The sequence below is a fragment of the Citrobacter sp. Cu233 genome (assembly GCF_030332225.1).
In the GTDB taxonomy this organism is placed as follows: Bacteria; Pseudomonadota; Gammaproteobacteria; order Enterobacterales; family Enterobacteriaceae; genus Citrobacter.
Genome location: NZ_JAOWIF010000028.1, coordinates 407,604 through 426,095, shown reverse-complemented (window position 1 = coordinate 426,095; position 18,492 = coordinate 407,604). Strand labels below are relative to the sequence as shown.

Here is an 18,492-nt window from a genome sequence, read left to right as displayed (position 1 = left end):
TCCTCGAACTTATCAGGCCGGATGGCGAATGTTGTTATGATGCCGCGATTTGTGACGGATGGAAAGCAGGTTCAGCCTGTTGCTTTGATATCCTTAGTCTATGCCTTCGTCTTTCAAACCGCATTTTTGTTAAACATGGGCTGTCGGAACGTTTTACACTAAGCGCCATTTATCGGGAGGCACCTATGCGCACAGTGGGCGTGTTACCCAAAAGCGTATTGATTCTGGAAATCATCGGGATGGTTTTGTTATCGCTGGCGCTGTTGTCGCTTAACGATTATCTCACTTTACCCGCACCGCTAAACGGGCCATTGGCCTGTGTGGTAATGATATTTCTGGGTGTACTGTTGATGCTTCCCGCCGCGGTGGTATTGATGTTGCGCATTGCGCAGCTGTTGGCACCGCAGCTGATGTCGCGTGCTCCCGACGCTTCTTCCCATTCAGCCAGAGAAAAAAAAGATGACTCCAACCATTGATTTAATTCGTAGCCACCGTTCCATTCGCCATTTCACCGATGAAGGTATTTCCGATGCACAGCGTGAGGCGATTATTGCTGCCGCTCAAGGGACATCAAGCTCAAGTTTTTTGCAGTGCACGACGATAATTCGTATTACCGATCAAAATCTGCGTGAGTCCCTGGTGACATTATCGGGTGGACAAAAGCACGTCGCGCAGGCCGCCGAGTTCTGGGTTTTTTGTGCTGATTTTAATCGCCATTTGCAAATTTGCCCCGATGCGCAACTGGGGCTGGCGGAGCAATTATTGCTTGGCGTGGTTGATACGGCGATGATGGCGCAAAATGCGCTGACAGCGGCTGAATCACTGGGGCTTGGCGGTGTGTTCATTGGCGGCCTGCGTAACAATATTGAGCCGGTAACGGAATTACTGAAGCTGCCAAAGCATGTTTTGCCGCTGTTTGGCCTGTGTCTCGGCTGGCCTGCGGATAACCCGGACATCAAGCCCCGGCTGCCAGCAACACTGGTGGTGCATGAAAACCAGTACCAGCCGCTCGATCAGGATGTATTGTCGCAATATGATGAGCAGCTTGCGCAGTACTATCTGACCCGTGGTAGCAACACGCGTCGCGATACCTGGAGCGATCATATTCGCCGTACCATCATTAAAGAAAGCCGTCCCTTTATCCTGGAATATTTACATAAACAGGGATGGGCGACGCGCTAAAGCGTTTAACCCAGTGTATGATACGCCAGCTTTTACCAGGTCTTTTAGAGAGGTGCAGGGTGAAAATTGCCATTTTGTCCCGGGATGGAACGCTCTATTCTTGCAAGCGCCTGCGTGAAGCGGCGATGCAACGCGGTCACCTGGTTGAAGTTATCGATCCTCTTTCTTGTTATATGAACATTAGCCCAGCGGCGTCTTCTATCCATTATAAAGGCCGTCAGCTTCCCCATTTTGACGCGGTCATTCCAAGGATTGGCTCAGCCATTACCTTCTACGGTACGGCAGCATTACGCCAGTTTGAGATGCTGGGTAGCTACCCGCTGAATGAGTCAGTCGCGATTACCCGCGCACGCGATAAGCTGCGCTCGTTACAACTGTTAGCGCGACAGGGAATTGACCTGCCCATTACCGGGATAGCCCACTCGCCGGATGATACCAGCGATATGATTGATATGGTCGGCGGTGCGCCGCTGGTGGTGAAACTGGTGGAGGGGACTCAAGGGATCGGTGTGGTATTGGCCGAAACGCGCCAGGCCGCAGAGAGCGTCGTGGATGCATTTCGTGGTCTGAATGCCCATATTCTGGTCCAGGAATATATCGAAGAGGCGAAGGGGCGAGATATTCGCTGTTTCGTCGTGGGTGATGAGGTGGTCGCGGCTATTGAGCGGCGGGCTAAAGAGGGCGATTTCCGTTCTAACTTGCATCGCGGGGGAGTTGCCACTATTGCCAATATCACGCCGCAGGAAAGGGGCATTGCGCTTAAAGCTGCCCGCACGATGGGGCTTGACGTTGCTGGCGTCGACATCCTGCGTGCAGAACGCGGACCGCTGGTTATGGAGGTCAACGCCTCTCCAGGGCTGGAAGGCGTGGAGAAAACCACTGGGATAGATATTGCTGCGCGAATGATCCAGTGGATCGAGCGTCATGCTACTCCTGAATTTTGTCTTAAAATCGGCGGCTAAACGCAATATCGATAGCGATCGTGGTATGACACGGTCTTTTTGCGTAAGCTGTGCCGGTAATTTTTTCATCAATAGAGGTCGCACATTATTATGACATCACTGGTCGTTCCCACTCTGGATACGTTGCGTCAATGGCTCGACGACCTGGGCATGAGTTTTTTTGAATGTGATACCTGTCAGGCGCTGCATCTACCGCACATGCAGAACTTCGACGGCATTTTTGATGCAAAAATTGATCTGGTGGATAACGTCATTCTGTTTTCCGCGATGGCGGAAGTCAGACCTTCAGCGCTGCTACCGCTGGCCGCCGATCTGTCCGCTATCAATGCCAGCTCGCTGACGGTAAAAGCCTTTCTGGATATGCAGGATGATAATCTGCCAAAGCTGGTGGTTTGCCAGTCTTTATCCGTTATGCCGGGTGTGACGTTTGAACAGTTTGAATGTTTTGTGCGTCAGAGCGAGGAACAGATATCGATGGTGATCCTTGAAGCCGGGGCACATCAGTTGTTGTTTAACGCCGAAGAAGACGCACAAAACAGCAATGCAGAGGTTCATTTCCTCCACTAATAGTTCCTGAATATGGGTATCTATAGCGCAGCCGCTGCCAGAGCGGTTGCATATTTCATGTTTTTATTCTGCATTTAACCTTTTCTTAAAGAGTTATTCACTTCGATTCTGCCCCTTCCGCTTTACGTCATAGACAAAACCTGCATAAAAAATTGATAAAAGACGTTTTTTTATCTGGGCTATATCCACAAATCCTGGCTAAAGTTATTCTTGCAAGGCTTATAAACGTCACCGTTCAATTTGCCCATTATGAGCTATCTGTAGCTGTATGCATGTTGAATGAGTCAGCGGATATCAGCGAGCAATAGCGGCGGGGAGAGAGACCTCTCTTTCATTGATGCCGCATGAAATAATATGCACGGTTCTTGCATATCATTAGAGTGTGACTTTTTTGTTCGTTTGTTAACGAACTTTCAGAAGGAAAGAGATTATGACCGCCTTAAATAAAAAATGGTTATCAGGCCTGGTTGCAGGTGCTCTGATGACCCTCTCTGCCGGCACGCTCGCTGCTGAACAAAAAACACTGCATATTTATAACTGGTCTGACTATATTGCTCCGGACACGGTGGCTAATTTTGAGAAAGAGACCGGCATTAAAGTCATTTATGATGTATTTGACTCCAATGAGGTGCTGGAAGGTAAGCTAATGGCTGGCAGCACCGGTTTTGACCTCGTTGTCCCGTCAGCCAGCTTCCTCGAACGGCAACTGACCGCGGGTGTATTCCAGCCCCTGGATAAGAGCAAACTGCCTGGCTGGAAAAACCTCGATCCTGAACTGCTGAAACTGGTGGGTAAACACGATCCCGACAATAAGTTTGCTATGCCGTATATGTGGGCAACCACCGGTATTGGCTACAACGTGGATAAAGTCAAAGCGGTGCTGGGTGCGGATGCTCCGGTTAACAGTTGGGATTTGATCCTGAAACCGGAGAATCTGGAAAAACTCAAAAGCTGCGGTGTCTCTTTCCTCGATGCGCCTGAAGAAGTGTTTGCTACCGTGCTGAATTATTTGGGTAAAGATCCAAACAGCACGAAAGCGGATGATTACACCGGGCCGGCAACCGATTTGCTGTTGAAACTGCGTCCGAATATCCGTTATTTCCACTCCTCGCAATACATTAACGATCTGGCAAATGGTGATACCTGTGTCGCAATTGGTTGGGCAGGGGATGTATGGCAGGCCGCAAACCGCGCGAAAGAAGCGAAAAATGGCGTCAATATCTCCTTCTCTATTCCAAAAGAGGGGGCGATGGCGTTCTTTGATGTGTTCGCGATGCCTGCAGATGCGAAAAACAAAGACGAAGCCTACCAGTTCCTCAATTACTTGCTGCGCCCTGATGTGATTGCACATATTTCCGATCACGTGTTCTACGCCAATGCTAACAAAGAAGCGACGGCGCTTGTCAGCCCGGAAGTTCGTGATAACCCAGGTATCTATCCGCCAGCGGACGTGCGCGCCAAACTGTTCACACTGAAAGTTCAGGATCCGAAGATCGATCGTGTACGTACCCGTGCCTGGACGAAGGTGAAAAGCGGGAAATAACCCGATGTTCTGGACACGACCCGGCGGTGCTTGTGCCTGCCGGGGATGTCGCGATCCCGAACACACAAAACCCGGCAATACGCACCAATAAGGTGCGTTATTTGCACCGTTTCTTTGTTTTATGCCGGAGAGCACTTAAGTGAATGATGCAACCCCACGCCCACAAGCGAAAATCCGTAAGGCGCTGACCCCGCTGCTTGAAATTCGCAACCTGACGAAGTCATTTGACGGTCAGCATGCCGTCGATGACGTCAACCTCACTATCTACAAAGGCGAAATATTTGCCCTGCTTGGTGCGTCTGGTTGTGGTAAATCAACCCTGCTGCGCATGCTGGCGGGGTTTGAGCTGCCAACCACTGGGCAAATCATGCTGGACGGTGTCGATCTGGCGCACGTTCCACCTTATCTGCGTCCCATTAATATGATGTTTCAGTCCTATGCTCTGTTTCCACATATGACGGTGGAACAGAATATTGCCTTTGGACTCAAACAGGACAAGCTGCCGAAAGCGGAAATCGCTAGCCGGGTGAATGAGATGCTCGGACTGGTGCACATGCAGGAGTTCGCCAAGCGTAAGCCACATCAGCTTTCAGGCGGTCAGCGTCAACGTGTGGCACTGGCCCGGAGCCTGGCCAAACGCCCTAAGCTGCTGTTACTGGATGAACCGATGGGCGCTTTGGATAAAAAACTGCGTGACCGCATGCAGCTGGAAGTGGTTGATATCCTTGAGCGTGTAGGGGTGACCTGCGTGATGGTGACGCACGACCAGGAAGAAGCCATGACCATGGCGGGTCGTATAGCCATCATGAACCGCGGAAAATTTGTGCAGATTGGCGAGCCGGAAGAGATCTACGAGCACCCGACCACCCGCTACAGCGCTGAATTTATCGGTTCGGTAAACGTTTTTGAAGGGCTGCTAAAGGAGCGTCAGGAGGACGGTCTGGTGATTGATTCTCCGGGGCTGGTGCATCCGCTAAAAGTGGATGCTGATACTTCCATTGTCGATAACGTACCGGTGTATGTCGCGCTTCGTCCGGAAAAAATCATGCTCTGTGATGCCCCTCCGCCGGATGGCTATAACTTTGCGGTGGGCGAGGTGGTGCATATTGCCTACCTGGGTGATTTGTCTGTGTATCACGTGCGTTTAAAAAGCGGCCAGATGTTGAGTGCCCAGCTGCAAAACGAACATCGCTATCGTAAGGGGCTACCGACCTGGGGTGACGAGGTACGTTTGTGTTGGGATGCGGACAGCTGTGTGGTGTTGACGGTTTAAGGAGTAAAGATGAGTACACTTGAACCTCCGGCACGTGCCGAAAAAGCGAGCCGTTTCACGCTGTATATGTCGCGGCTGCAAATGAAACATGGTCGCAAGCTGGTGATCGCGCTGCCGTATGTGTGGCTGGTTCTCCTGTTTTTATTGCCGTTTCTGATTGTCTTCAAGATAAGCCTGTCCGAGATGGCCAGGGCGATACCGCCGTACACTGACCTTGTGGCATGGGCCGATGGTCAGCTATCTATTACGCTCAATTTAGGTAACTTCCTGCAACTGACGGACGACCCGCTCTATTTCGATGCTTACCTGCAGTCTTTGCAGGTCGCGGGGATTTCGACGATCTGCTGTCTGCTGTTGGGGTACCCACTGGCGTGGGCCGTGGCACACAGTAAACCTTCTACACGTAATATTTTGCTGTTGTTGGTGATCCTGCCTTCCTGGACCTCTTTCTTGATTCGCGTCTATGCCTGGATGGGGATCCTGAAAAATAACGGGGTGCTGAACAACTTCCTGATGTGGCTGGGCGTTATCGATCAGCCATTGACGATCCTGCATACCAACCTGGCGGTTTATATCGGTATTGTTTATGCCTATTTGCCCTTTATGGTGCTGCCGATTTATACCGCACTGACGCGCATTGACTATTCGCTGGTGGAGGCTGCATTGGATCTGGGCGCACGGCCGTTGAAAACCTTTTTTAGCGTGATTGTGCCTTTGACCAAAGGCGGGATTATCGCCGGTTCAATGCTGGTGTTTATCCCGGCAGTAGGGGAATTTGTTATTCCGGAACTGCTTGGGGGGCCGGACAGCATTATGATCGGCCGCGTGCTATGGCAGGAGTTTTTCAATAACCGTGACTGGCCGGTGGCGTCTGCTGTTGCCATCATCATGTTGCTGTTACTGATTGTGCCAATCATGTGGTTCCATAAATATCAGCAGAAAAGCGTGGGGGAACACGGATGAATAACTTACCGGTCATTCGCTCGCCGTGGCGGACCTTTATCCTGGTCGTGGGGTTTACGTTCCTGTACGCTCCCATGCTGATGTTAGTTATCTATTCGTTCAACAGCTCCAGGCTGGTGACGGTGTGGGCGGGTTGGTCAACACGCTGGTACGGTGAACTTTTCCACGATACTGCAATGATGAGTGCCGTCGGCATGAGTTTAACGATTGCTGCCTGTGCTGCGACGATGGCAGCCATTCTTGGTACGATTGCTGCCGTAGTGATGGTTCGTTTTGGCCGTTTTCGTGGTTCAAACGGTTTTGCCTTTATGATCACCGCGCCGCTGGTTATGCCGGATGTCATTACGGGTTTATCATTGTTGTTGCTGTTTGTGGCCCTCGGACATGCGATTGGCTGGCCAGCCGATCGCGGTATGCTGACTATCTGGCTTGCGCACGTCACCTTCTGTACCGCTTATGTCGCGGTAGTGATTTCGTCGCGTCTGCGCGAACTGGATCACTCTATTGAGGAAGCGGCGATGGATCTCGGCGCGACGCCGCTGAAGGTGTTTTTCGTCATTACGCTGCCGATGATTATGCCGGCGGTCATTTCCGGTTGGTTACTGGCCTTTACGCTATCGCTGGATGATTTGGTTATCGCCAGCTTTGTCTCTGGTCCTGGGGCGACAACCTTGCCAATGCTGGTGTTCTCCAGCGTACGTATGGGGGTTAACCCAGAGATCAACGCACTGGCGACGCTGATCCTTGGCGTGGTAGGAATTATCGGATTTATCGCGTGGTATCTGATGGCGCGAACAGAAAAACAACGGATACGCGATATCCAACGTGCAAGACGCGGCTGAAAAAACTAAAATCTGCCAATCTGTCTATACGGCGCAGCTGTGGTGGTTGCGCCGTTTTCATGGAAGACGACGCGTTGGGATTTTTTAAGAAATCATCCACATCACATGCTCGCTTAAACGTCCCTGCTTTGGTGCAGGTGGCGGCGCTGGCTATCATTATGATCCGCTGTCTCGATCTGTTGATGATTTTTAATACGCTTGGGTTTCGTGGAACCAGTGAGTTTATTCATCGCAGTGTGCAGACCTGGAATTTGACGCTGGTATTTCTGGGCAGTCTGGTGCTGCTGTTTATCGAAATTTTCTGCGCATTTTCGCTGGTCAAAGGACGGAACTGGGCTCGCTGGATCTACCTGCTGACCCAGATTATCGCCAGCGTCTATCTGTGGGCGGCTTCGCTGGGCTACGGATATCCGGAACTGTTCAGTATTGCGGGGGAGTCCAGACGTGAAATCCTGCATACGCTGGTGATGCAAAAATTGCCGGATATGCTGGTGTTGCTACTGCTGTTTGTTCCTGCGTCCAGCAGGCGGTTCTTCCGTTTGCAATAATGTGTATAATCTTGGCCCCCGGTTAATTTGTAGGTTTTTGTATGCAGTGCGCACTTTATGACGCCGAACGCTGCCGCTCTTGTCAGTGGATAACGCAGCCCATCGCCGAACAACTCTCTGCAAAAACAGCCGATCTCCAGCATCTGCTGGCCGATTTTTCGGTCGGGGAATGGCGTGCGCCGATCGGTGGTGCGGAAAACGCGTTTCGAAATAAAGCCAAAATGGTGGTCAGCGGTAGCGTGGAAAAACCGTTGCTGGGCATGCTGCATCGCGACGGTACACCTGAAGATTTGTGCGATTGTCCGCTGTATCCCGCTTCTTTTGCACCAATATTTACCGTGCTAAAGCCGTTTATTGCCCGCGCGGGGCTTACGCCTTACAACGTGGCACGTAAACGGGGTGAGCTTAAATATCTGCTGTTAACGGAAAGCCAGTTTGACGGTGGCATGATGCTGCGTTTTGTTTTACGTTCTGACGCGAAATTGGCACAGCTGCGCACAGCGCTACCGTGGCTGCAGGCACAGTTACCGCAGTTAAAAGTCATTAGCGTCAATATCCAGCCTGTGCATATGGCCATCATGGAAGGGGAGACAGAAATCTTCCTGACCGAACAGCAGGCACTGGCCGAACGTTTTAACGATGTACCGCTGTGGATCCGTCCACAAAGCTTTTTCCAGACTAACCCGGTCGTGGCAGGACGCTTATATGCCACCGCCCGCGACTGGGTGCGTCAACTGCCTGTTAATCACATGTGGGATCTGTTTTGCGGTGTGGGTGGATTTGGTCTGCACTGCGCCACGCCGCAGATGAAACTGACAGGAATTGAAATCGCGCCAGAGGCGATCGCCTGCGCGAAACAGTCGGCACAGGAGCTTGGGTTGCAGAATCTGCATTTTCAGGCGCTGGATTCAACCCAGTTTGCTACTGCTCAGGGCAAAGTGCCGGACCTGGTGCTGGTAAACCCACCGCGTCGGGGTATTGGCAAACCGCTGTGCGATTTTCTTTCCCAAATGGCGCCACGTTTTATTGTTTATTCCAGCTGTAATGCGCAAACCATGGCGAAGGATATTCGCGAGTTGCCAGAGTATCACATTGAACGCGTCCAGCTTTTCGATATGTTTCCGCACACTGCACACTACGAAGTGTTGACGCTGCTTAGTCGACGATAAATGGCATGCCTGATGGCGTTTTGCTTATCAGGCCTACGACGAGATGCAGAAAAAGGTGCTTGCGCCACATCCGGCAAATGCAACATGCGAAAAAAAAGCCCGTACTTGCGTACGAGCTCTCTCTTGAATATGGCGGTGAGGGGGGGATTGACTCGCGTTGCTCGCCCAGTGGGCAGCCTGTTCGCTGCGCTCTCAGTCTGTCCAACTGGCTGCGCCAGTTGTCGAACCCCGGTCGGGGCTTCTCATCCCCCCGGCAGGGCGCAACATGCGAAAAAAAAGCCCGTACTTACGTACGAGATGCGAAAAAAAAGCCCGTACTTACGTACGAGCTCTCTCTTGAATATGGCGGTGAGGGGGGGATTCGAACCCCCGATACGTTGCCGTATACACACTTTCCAGGCGTGCTCCTTCAGCCACTCGGACACCTCACCATATTGTATTGCTGCCTGACCTCATGGGGGGCAACGGGGCGCTACTATAGGGAGTTGCGCTAAAACGGTCAAGCAGAATTTACATGTTCATATTCGTTTGGTTACGCAATGTACATATTCCCCCACCCGGACAGGCGTGGGGGAGAGGATTAGCGCTGAGAGTCCAGTTTTTCACCGTTGGTGACGACTTCCTGAGCTTTGCTGTAGCTCTCAATCAGCAACTGATATGCCGGGAAGACTTTCGTGTACACTTCTGCCCACTCTGCGGCATCTTCACGGTTCCATGTTCCCTGCAATTCGGAAGCAACCGCGGCGGTATCCATCGGTACTACGCCTGCCTGAACGACACGTGCCAGGGTAATTTCCTGCGTCATTTTACTGTAGGTGCCGGAAGCATCGATAACTGCGAACACTTTGTAACCTTCAGCTACCGCGCTAATGGCCGGGAATGCCATGCATACACTGGTGATGGTACCAGCAATAATCAGCGTTTTACGACCGGTCGCTTTCACTGCTTTAACAAAATCTTCGTTATCCCAGGCGTTGATTTCACCTTTACGCGCCACGTATTGAGCATGAGGCGCATTGGCGTGGATCTCAGGGATCAACGGGCCATTAGGTCCCTGCGGTACTGATGCGGTGGTAATCACCGGCATCTTCGCCAGGGAGGCCATTTTAGCCAGCGCGGCAGCACGCGCACGCAGTTCTGGCATTGGCATATCGCCTACGGTCTGGAAAAGTCCGCTCTGGTGATCGATAAGTAGCATAACGGAATCATTTACATCGATGACCGGGCGTGAACCATTAAAGTTTGCAGGACTGGACATAGTATTCTCCTTTGACTCAGATTTGGCCAAAGCGGCCGGAGTTAAAATCGCGTACGGCTTCTGCGATTTCTTGTTTCGTGTTCATCACAAACGGACCGTAACCAACAATCGGCTCATTCAACGGTTCGCCTGCCAACAGCAATACGCTGGCATCGCTACTGGCTTCAATATGCAATGTTTTACCCTGCTGGCTTAATACCACCAGTTGTGCCTCGCTGACGGGTGTGGTGCCGTTTATGGTGATGTTGCCTTTCAGTACGACCAGCGCGGTGCTCCATCCTTCCGGCTGAGACAGCGTGAACTGATGATTACGCTGCAGACGCATATCCCAGACATTCAGCGGCGAGAAGGTATGCGCCGGACCTTTTGTCTCCTGATAGCTGCCCGCAATGACACGGAGAGTACCGGCGTCATCTGGCAGCACGACAGTAGGGATAGCATCACTACTAATGCCCTGATACCCTGGTACGGTCATTTTGTCTTTCGCTGGTAGGTTGACCCAAAGTTGCACCATTTCCAGCTCGCCACCCTTCCGGGTAAATTCCGGAGAATGGAATTCTTCATGTAAAATGCCTGCACCTGCAGTCATCCACTGCACGTCGCCTGGGCCGATAATCCCACCACGGCCGGTTGAGTCACGATGTTCAACTTCACCGCTGTAAACGATGGTCACCGTTTCGAAACCACGGTGAGGGTGCTCACCCACACCACGTTTTTCATTACCTGGGGTGAAGGTATGTGGCCCGGCGTAATCCAGCAGCAGGAACGGACTTAATTGTTCAGCATGAGACTGGTAAGAGAACATCGAACGAACCGGGAATCCATCGCCAACCCAGTGTGGGCGAGGTGCGGTGTAGACGCCTGTTACTTGTTTCATATGTGTCTCCTCAGTGGCGTTATCTTGATGTGAATAAGCTTATATTCATGACAGAGGGCTGAGTAGTAGCTAAAATAGCCTTCACAGTCTCATAAATAGGACAATAAGATGACTAAGCCGGATCTCAATGATTTCGCGTGGTTTGTTCACGTAGTTGAAGAAGGAGGATTCGCTGCGGCCGGTCGGGCGCTCGATGAACCGAAATCAAAACTGAGCCGCCGAATTGCACAACTGGAGGAGAGGCTGGGGGTTCGGTTGATTCAGCGAACTACCCGGCAGTTTAATGTTACTGAAGTTGGGCAAACGTTCTACGAACACTGTAAGGCTATGCTGGTGGAAGCGCAGGCAGCGCAGGATGCCATTGCGGCGTTACAGGTTGAGCCGCGAGGTATTGTGAAACTGACCTGTCCGGTCACTTTACTGCACGTGCATGTCGGCTCCATGCTCGCCCGTTTTATGGCACGTTATCCCGATGTATCCGTACAGCTTGAGGCTACAAATCGTCGGGTTGACGTGGTAGGTGAAGGGCTTGATGTCGCGATTCGCGTCAGACCCCGTCCTTTTGAGGATAGCGATCTGGTAATGCGTGTACTTGCTGACCGGGGGCATCGCCTATATGCCAGCCCGCTATTGATCGAGCAGATGGGCACTTTACATGCGCCAGCGGAGCTGACCCGATGGCCTGGTCTGAGCCTGGCTACGGGTAAGCATGTGCATCGCTGGGAATTATTTGGCCCACAGGGTGCGCGAGCAGAGGTACATTACACACCGCGTATGATCACCACCGATATGCTGGCTTTACGCGAAGCGGCAGTGGCAGGTGTAGGGGTCGTTCAGCTCCCGCAATTGATGGTAAAAGAGCAAATAGCAGCGGGCGAATTGGTGGCATTACTGGATGGCTGGGAACCAAAGCGAGAGATCATTCACGCGGTCTTTCCATCGCGCAGGGGGTTATTACCGTCGGTTCGTGCATTGGTGGATTTCCTCACGGAAGAATATGCACGAATGATCGAGGATTAAATACGTAATATCAGTCCACAAAAAAGGCCGGTTAAACCGACCTTTTATTATCTGGACGCCATTCAGGCGTTAAAACAATCAGCGACTACGGAAGACAATGCGGCCTTTGCTCAGGTCGTACGGGGTTAGTTCAACAGTCACTTTGTCGCCCGTCAGGATGCGGATATAGTTTTTACGCATTTTACCGGAGATGTGTGCAGTAACCACGTGACCGTTTTCTAACTCTACGCGGAACATGGTATTAGGTAACGTATCGAGAACGGTACCCTGCATTTCAATATTGTCTTCTTTGGCCATCTAATCCTCTGGGGTATCACTACCGTAATTTGAACCGGCAAGATAATGCCGAAGTTCTTTTAATAAGTAAAGATTTGTGCGTTTAAAACGCAGCAAATCGGGTTTGGCGCATTACTCTAACCACACACAACAAAGGCGCACTAAAAGCGCAACGTGTAAGGGAACGATGAGATAAACGATAGGCGTTGCCTGACGCGAACTGTTCCTTAACGGCGGCGGGGTAATGGGCTAAACCGACTCTGCGGCACCAATTATAACACCCCGACAAAAAATGTGCCGAAAACATTCACTCCTGAGGCGAAAATAACGTCCTGGGCACCCAGAAGTGGCTCGGTAGGCGCTGCTGGCGTAGCCTGCTTAAATGTTCAAGGTAGTCCCTGCGAGGAGTCTCAATGGCTCCCAGTGACGCGGTGTGGGTATTTAACACCTGGCAATCGATTAATTTTCCGCCCTGACGGATAAATTCAGCGCAAAAAACAAGCAGTGCGGTTTTGGACGCATTTTCCTGGCGACTGAACATCGATTCACCGCAGAAAAGGGTACCTTGCGCAACGCCGTACATCCCGCCGACTAATTCGTTTTGTCGCCATACTTCAATCGAGTGCGCGTGTCCAAGTTCATGCAACCGATGATAGGCATCCACTACATCATGCGTTATCCAGGTACCTTCTTCCCGGTCGTTTGCACATCCTTCAATGACCTGACCAAATGCGTAATTAAGTGTCACGTGATACGGTGAGTGTTTATGAAAGCGCTTCATACTGCGACTTAAGTGAAATTTATCAGGCCAAAGAATGGCGCGTGGGTCGGGCGACCACCAGAGGATAGGGTCGCCTGGGGAAAACCACGGGAAAATACCGCGTTGGTAGGCCATTAGCAGGCGGGCAGGGCTGAGATCGCCCCCCAGTGCTAACAAACCGTTAGGCTCGCGTAAAGCGCCTTCCGGTGAGGGGAAGGCGATAGAATGGCGGGACAGTTGCACCAGGCGCATGACAGCGAAACTCCACTACGCGAGTTGGATCGTTCAATAATAGCTTACAGACGTTGCTTAAACTGGTAATAACGCCCCTGCCTGGCTAACAGATCTGCGTGATTACCTTGCTCAATTATGTGTCCGTTGTCCATCACTATTATTTGATTAAATCGCGACAGCCCGCGCAGGCGATGTGTGACCATGAGTACGGTTTTATGGCGCATCACATCGTTAATCAATTCAAGCATTTGGCTTTCCGTTGTCGCATCCAGACTCTCAGTAGGTTCATCCAGAAGCATCAGCGGCGCATCGTGCAGCAAGGCGCGCGCGATAGCCAGACGGCGTAGCTCTCCGCCTGAAAGCTGACGACCGCCTTCACCCAGCCAGGCATTGAGCCCATCACCTTCAAGCAGTTTTTCCAGACCGACACGGCACAGCATCCCGGATAGCGCTTCATCGCTGGCGTGCGGCGCAGCCAGAAGCAGGTTATCGCGCAATGTCGCACTGAACAGATGCACTCGCTGTGGTACGACGCTGATGCATTGGCGCAAAGCGGCTTCGTTCAGCGTTGAAATCGGATGATTATTAATCAGGATTTCGCCGCTTTGTGGATCCCATGCACGGGTCAATAATTGCAGTAACGTTGATTTCCCACAGCCTGTCCGACCCAGAATCGCAATGTGTTCACCGGGTTTTGCGAGCAAAGAAAGGGTGTCGAGAGCTTTTTGTGTTTGCCCGGGATAGCTGAAAGACACCTCACGCAATGTCAGAGTAATCTGTTCCGAAACGGTAGATTCCGTATCCGGGAAGGTGACTTCCGGTTTCTGTTCTGTCAGTTCGGTAATACGTAGTGCTGAAGCAATCACCTGGCCGAGATGTTGAAATGCGCCGGTAACAGGGGCCAGCGCTTCGAAAGCGGCCAGCGCGCAGAACACAAACAACGCTATCAGTGCGCCAGGTTGTGCGTTTCCGCCTACGCCACCTGAAGCCATCCATAACATCATCACCACAGCCAGAGCGCCAATCAGCAGCATGACAGCCTGAGACAAGGCCGTTAATTCGGACTGACGACGCTGAGCCTCGTGCCACTGTAATTCGGTGGTTTCCATTTGCGTGCGATAGCGAACGCTGGCACCAAAAATGGTCAGCTCAGCCTGACCCTGTAACCAGGAGGTTAACTGCTGACGATATTGCCCGCGCAGATGAGTCAGGTTCTGCCCGGTGCTTTTACCTGCCTGGTAAAACAACGGGGGCAAGATAAACAGAGTAAGCAGCATAATGCCACCAAGGGTGATGGCGAGCGTGAGATCGAGAACGCTTAATCCTAGCGTGACCACCACAATAACGACAAACGCACCAACCAGCGGGGAGAGCACGCGTAAATAGAGATGATCGAGCGTGTCGACATCCGCCACAACGCGGTTGAGCAGTTCGCCCTGACCGTATCGGGCGAGCCCGGCAGGGGAGAGTGGCAGCAATTTGCTGAAGGTGTAAATACGCAAATGTTGCAATACACGAAACGTCGCGTCGTGACTGACCAGTCGTTCGAAATAACGACCTGCGGTTCGGGTAATTGCCGCCCCGCGAACGCCAGCCGCCGGGAGCATATAGTTAAAACTGTAGATCCCGGTGACACCGACAACGGCGGAAGCAGACAGGAACCAGCCTGAAAGCGTCAGTAAACCAATGCTTGCCAATAATGTAACAATCGCCAGAACAATCCCCAGTGTTAACATCCATTTATGACGTTTATACAGTGTCAGATAGGGTAGCAAAGCGCGCATTTAGATGTCCTCCTGACGGTGAGCCAGTAATGTCGCAAAAGTCCCGTTGGCTGCGCTAAGTTGAGCATAGGTACCTTGTTCGACAATCTTACCGTCTTGCATGACCCAGATAGCGTCCCAGTCGGCAAGATCTTCCAGCTGGTGCGTAACCATCAGTGTGCTCTGGCGGCGCGATGCCGCATTCAATGCCTGCATCACACGTTGTTCGCTGTGAGCATCAAGACTGGCTGCGGGTTCGTCGAGCAGCAGTAACTGGCACGGGTTGAGTAAGGCACGGGCAACGGCAACACGCTGCGCTTGCCCGACAGAAAGTCGACCAGCCTGGTCGCCCACAGGGGTATCCACACCCTGAGGAAGCTGCGGTAAAAACTCACTGACCCAGGCGCTATCGAGCGCGGCCTGTAGCTGTTCTTCGCTGGCATCGGGGCATGCCAGCAGCACATTTTCACGCAATGTAGCAGCCGGAAGCTGCGGGTTTTGCCCAACCCATGAAAGCTGTTTACGCCAGGCGTCAGGCGACAAGTCACGAAGTTCAAAGCCATTAATACGCAATGAGCCCTGATACGAGAGAAAACCGGACAGGACATTCAGCAACGAGCTCTTACCGGAACCACTACGCCCAACCAGCACTGCGCGCTGGCCTGCTGGTAGGGAGAAGTTAAGCGGACCAGCCAGAATTTTGCCTTCAGGTGAGGTGATGATCAGAGCTTCGGCTTCAATTGAAACCGCGTCTTTAGTCGCCAGCTCAATATCACCACGCTCAGGATGCGCGAGTGGGGTTTCCATGAACGTTTTCAGACTATCGGCAGCGCCTACCGCTTGCGCCTTGGCATGGTAAAACGTCCCCAGATCGCGCAGCGGCTGGAAAAATTCCGGTGCCAGAATCAGCGCCAGGAAACCTGCCGCCAGCGTGACGCCGGTTCCGTAGTGGCCGAAATCAAGCTCGCCGAGATAAGAAAAACCGAAGTACACGGCGACCAGGGCAATGGAGAGCGAAGTGAAAAACTCCAGCACGCCTGAAGACAGAAATGCCAGGCGAAGCACCTCCATCGTGCGCTGACGGAAATCCTGCGATGCAGCCCGGATGCTTTCCGTCTCCGCTTCGCCGCGGCCAAAAATTCTCAGTGTCTCCATGCCGCGCAAGCGATCGAGGAAGTGACCGCTGAGTCGGGCAAGTGCCTGAAAGTTACGCCGGTTGGCATCGGCAGCGCCCATACCGACCATCGCCATAAACAGAGGGATCAGTGGTGCGGTTCCCAGCAGGATAAGGGCTGCAACCCAGTTTGACGGAAAAATGGCAGCCACAATCAATAACGGGACGCATACAGCAAGCGCCATTTGCGGCAAATAACGCGCATAGTAGTCATGCATATCGTCAATCTGTTCCAGAATCAGCGTGGCCCAGCTTCCGGCAGGCTTCCCCTGTATCCATGCTGGCCCCGCCTGTTGCAGACGGTCCAGAACCTGGCGACGAATCTCAAAACGAATATGTTGGCCCGCGTGAAACCCTATTCGCTCACGTAACCAGACAACCCACGCCCGCAGGATAAAAATCAAGACCAGCACGATAAAAGGGAACAGCAGTGCTTCACGGGGAATATTTTCCATGATCATGTGCTGCAGAATCCGAGCCATGAGCCAGGCCTGAGCGACAATTAACAGGCCACTCACGAACCCCAACAGGCGTGAAATGTTCAGCCAGCGTTGAGAAATGACACTTTGCTGTTTTAACCAGCGGGTAAGCTCTTTTTGACGGGTTTTATTCATTGCACGCTTAGCAGGTGAGTTATTGGAATTTTTGGGCAGGACAATGTTACAACGGGGCAAAAATAAAGGCGACTTATAGTCGCCTTTTTTACTTTTGTTACTGATTTGTAAAAATTATTTGCAGGCGTCAGCCAGACCGTCGAGATAACGTTCAGCATCCAGGGCAGCCATACAACCAGTGCCAGCTGAGGTAATCGCCTGACGATAAATATGGTCCATCACGTCACCGGCAGCGAACACACCTGGAATGCTGGTTTGTGTCGCATTGCCGTGAATACCGGACTGAACTTTGATATAGCCGTTTTCCAGTTCAAGTTGACCATCGAAAATAGCCGTGTTTGGGCTGTGGCCGATGGCGACAAACAATCCGGCGACGTCGAGAGATTCAACGTTGTCAGTGTTTTGCGTATCGCGCAGGCGCAATCCGGTTACACCCATTTGATCGCCAGTCACTTCTTCCAGTGTGCGATGTGTGTGCAGGACGATGTTGCCGTTTTCAACTTTATCCATCAAACGTTTGATGAGGATTTTCTCGGCACGGAAACTGTCGCGGCGGTGAATCAAGTGAACTTCGGCGGCGATATTCGCCAGGTACAACGCTTCTTCCACAGCGGTGTTGCCGCCGCCGATCACCGCCACTTTTTGGTTACGATAGAAGAAACCATCGCAGGTTGCACAGGCGGAGACGCCGCGGCCTTTAAAGGCTTCTTCTGAAGGTAAGCCCAGATAGCGTGCTGAAGCGCCAGTGGCGATGATCAGTGCGTCACAGGTGTATTCGCCGCTGTCTCCGGTGAGACGGAAAGGGCGGTTTTGCAGATCAACCTTGCTGATGTGATCGAAGATGATCTCAGTTTCAAATTTCGTTGCGTGCTCGTGCATGCGCTCCATCAGCAGCGGGCCAGTGAGATCGTTTGGATCGCCAGGCCAGTTCTCTACTTCTGTTGTCGTGGTCAGCTGACCGCCTTTTTCCATACCGGTAATCAGCACCGGCTGCAGGTTTGCGCGCGCAGCGTAGACGGCGGCGGTATAGCCCGCAGGGCCTGAACCCAGAATAAGAAGTTTACTGTGTTTGGTTGTGCCCATGAGATCCCCATAGTTGTTGGTAGGCAATGGGCAGGATTGTAGGGAATTTGCAGACGTAAAAAAAGAGTATGGCGATTTTGTTAACAATATGTGTAATAGCGGAAACCGATGATGGGCAAAATTGATGGTAATACGCTTCCCTAACCCTTTCGAATTGGGTGGACGCGTGAAGCCAACGCACAGACAACGTGAACTATGACGGGATATAATGATTTCTACTTAAAATCGGTCAGTTATAAGGTGATAAAATGACGATTTTCCATCACTCCCAATGAATAACTGGCATGTTGTACTAAAAATCGATGTTTTGCTTTGACAATCACCTGCTGTTTTGCGAAAACATTCAAGGAAGAAAAAAACTGTGTCATGTATATGCTGCATAAT

Annotated in this window: 18 protein-coding genes and 1 tRNA gene; 11 read left to right on the top strand and 8 right to left on the bottom strand. The window is 51.9% G+C overall.

Going from position 1 to position 18,492, the window contains the following annotated elements; all coding sequences use genetic code 11:
• The first annotated feature begins 185 nt into the window (after window positions 1–185).
• The 10 genes from OGX95_RS02815 to rlmC all read left to right on the top strand — a co-directional run bounded on the left by OGX95_RS02815 (window position 186) and on the right by rlmC (window position 9,049).
• Window positions 186–476: a YbjC family protein gene (locus tag OGX95_RS02815; protein WP_286628242.1), complete on the top strand. Its 291-nt coding sequence runs from the start codon at window positions 186–188 to the stop codon at window positions 474–476.
• Window positions 460–1,182, top strand: coding sequence for a nitroreductase NfsA (nfsA, locus tag OGX95_RS02810; protein ID WP_286628241.1), 723 nt, complete (start codon window positions 460–462; stop codon window positions 1,180–1,182). The genes OGX95_RS02815 and nfsA overlap by 17 nt, the downstream gene beginning before the upstream one ends.
• A 59-nt stretch (window positions 1,183–1,241) precedes the next feature.
• Window positions 1,242–2,144 carry a 30S ribosomal protein S6--L-glutamate ligase gene (rimK, locus tag OGX95_RS02805; protein ID WP_286628240.1) on the top strand — a complete coding sequence of 301 codons (903 nt, stop codon included), beginning with the start codon at window positions 1,242–1,244 and terminating at the stop codon, window positions 2,142–2,144.
• A 90-nt stretch (window positions 2,145–2,234) separates the two neighbouring features.
• Window positions 2,235–2,711 (top strand): type III secretion system chaperone family protein, encoded by a 477-nt coding sequence (locus tag OGX95_RS02800; protein WP_286628239.1) that lies wholly within the window; start codon window positions 2,235–2,237, stop codon window positions 2,709–2,711.
• Between the two features lie 430 nt (window positions 2,712–3,141).
• Window positions 3,142–4,254 carry a spermidine/putrescine ABC transporter substrate-binding protein PotF gene (gene potF / locus OGX95_RS02795; protein WP_286628238.1) on the top strand — a complete coding sequence of 371 codons (1,113 nt, stop codon included), beginning with the start codon at window positions 3,142–3,144 and terminating at the stop codon, window positions 4,252–4,254.
• 139 nt (window positions 4,255–4,393) lie between these two features.
• Complete coding sequence (gene potG / locus OGX95_RS02790; protein ID WP_061067606.1) at window positions 4,394–5,527, top strand: putrescine ABC transporter ATP-binding subunit PotG; 1,134 nt, start codon at window positions 4,394–4,396, stop codon at window positions 5,525–5,527.
• Between the two features lie 9 nt (window positions 5,528–5,536).
• Entirely contained in the window at window positions 5,537–6,490 is a 954-nt protein-coding gene (gene potH, locus OGX95_RS02785; protein ID WP_286628237.1) for a putrescine ABC transporter permease PotH, read from the top strand.
• Window positions 6,487–7,332, top strand: a complete 846-nt coding sequence (gene potI / locus OGX95_RS02780) for a putrescine ABC transporter permease PotI (RefSeq protein WP_286628236.1) — start codon at window positions 6,487–6,489, stop codon at window positions 7,330–7,332. The genes potH and potI overlap by 4 nt, the downstream gene beginning before the upstream one ends.
• 59 nt (window positions 7,333–7,391) lie before the next feature.
• Window positions 7,392–7,880 carry a YbjO family protein gene (locus OGX95_RS02775; RefSeq protein ID WP_137345635.1) on the top strand — a complete coding sequence of 163 codons (489 nt, stop codon included), beginning with the start codon at window positions 7,392–7,394 and terminating at the stop codon, window positions 7,878–7,880.
• A 41-nt stretch (window positions 7,881–7,921) separates the two neighbouring features.
• On the top strand, window positions 7,922–9,049 hold the full coding sequence (rlmC, locus tag OGX95_RS02770) for a 23S rRNA (uracil(747)-C(5))-methyltransferase RlmC (protein WP_286628235.1): 1,128 nt from the start codon (window positions 7,922–7,924) through the stop codon (window positions 9,047–9,049).
• Between the two features lie 343 nt (window positions 9,050–9,392).
• Here the strand turns inward: rlmC and OGX95_RS02765 are convergent.
• The 3 genes from OGX95_RS02765 to OGX95_RS02755 form a co-directional block, all read right to left on the bottom strand.
• Window positions 9,393–9,480 (bottom strand) — tRNA-Ser (locus tag OGX95_RS02765).
• A 149-nt stretch (window positions 9,481–9,629) separates the two neighbouring features.
• On the bottom strand, window positions 9,630–10,307 hold the full coding sequence (locus OGX95_RS02760; RefSeq protein ID WP_286628234.1) for an isochorismatase family protein: 678 nt from the start codon (window positions 10,305–10,307) through the stop codon (window positions 9,630–9,632).
• 16 nt (window positions 10,308–10,323) lie between these two features.
• Window positions 10,324–11,184: a pirin family protein gene (locus OGX95_RS02755; RefSeq protein WP_286628233.1), complete on the bottom strand. Its 861-nt coding sequence runs from the start codon at window positions 11,182–11,184 to the stop codon at window positions 10,324–10,326.
• A gap of 108 nt (window positions 11,185–11,292) precedes the next feature.
• Here OGX95_RS02755 and OGX95_RS02750 point away from each other — a divergent pair, with 108 nt between their 5' ends.
• A complete protein-coding gene (locus tag OGX95_RS02750; protein WP_286628232.1) occupies window positions 11,293–12,204 on the top strand; it encodes a LysR family transcriptional regulator in 912 nt (303 codons plus the stop codon).
• Window positions 12,205–12,282: 78 nt separating this feature from the next.
• On the opposite strand, the gene infA is transcribed toward OGX95_RS02750, so the two are convergent.
• The 5 genes from infA to trxB all read right to left on the bottom strand — a co-directional run bounded on the left by infA (window position 12,283) and on the right by trxB (window position 18,108).
• Window positions 12,283–12,501 carry a translation initiation factor IF-1 gene (infA, locus tag OGX95_RS02745; RefSeq protein ID WP_002211347.1) on the bottom strand — a complete coding sequence of 73 codons (219 nt, stop codon included), beginning with the start codon at window positions 12,499–12,501 and terminating at the stop codon, window positions 12,283–12,285.
• 286 nt (window positions 12,502–12,787) lie between these two features.
• Complete coding sequence (gene aat, locus OGX95_RS02730; protein ID WP_286628231.1) at window positions 12,788–13,492, bottom strand: leucyl/phenylalanyl-tRNA--protein transferase; 705 nt, start codon at window positions 13,490–13,492, stop codon at window positions 12,788–12,790.
• Between the two features lie 44 nt (window positions 13,493–13,536).
• Window positions 13,537–15,258: a heme ABC transporter ATP-binding protein/permease CydC gene (gene cydC / locus OGX95_RS02725; RefSeq protein ID WP_286628230.1), complete on the bottom strand. Its 1,722-nt coding sequence runs from the start codon at window positions 15,256–15,258 to the stop codon at window positions 13,537–13,539.
• The gene (gene cydD / locus OGX95_RS02720) at window positions 15,259–17,025 is read right to left on the bottom strand and encodes a heme ABC transporter permease/ATP-binding protein CydD (protein ID WP_286628229.1); all 1,767 of its coding nucleotides are present in this window, start codon (window positions 17,023–17,025) and stop codon (window positions 15,259–15,261) included.
• A 114-nt stretch (window positions 17,026–17,139) separates the two neighbouring features.
• Entirely contained in the window at window positions 17,140–18,108 is a 969-nt protein-coding gene (gene trxB, locus OGX95_RS02715) for a thioredoxin-disulfide reductase (RefSeq protein WP_286628228.1), read from the bottom strand.
• Window positions 18,109–18,492 lie beyond the last annotated feature (384 nt).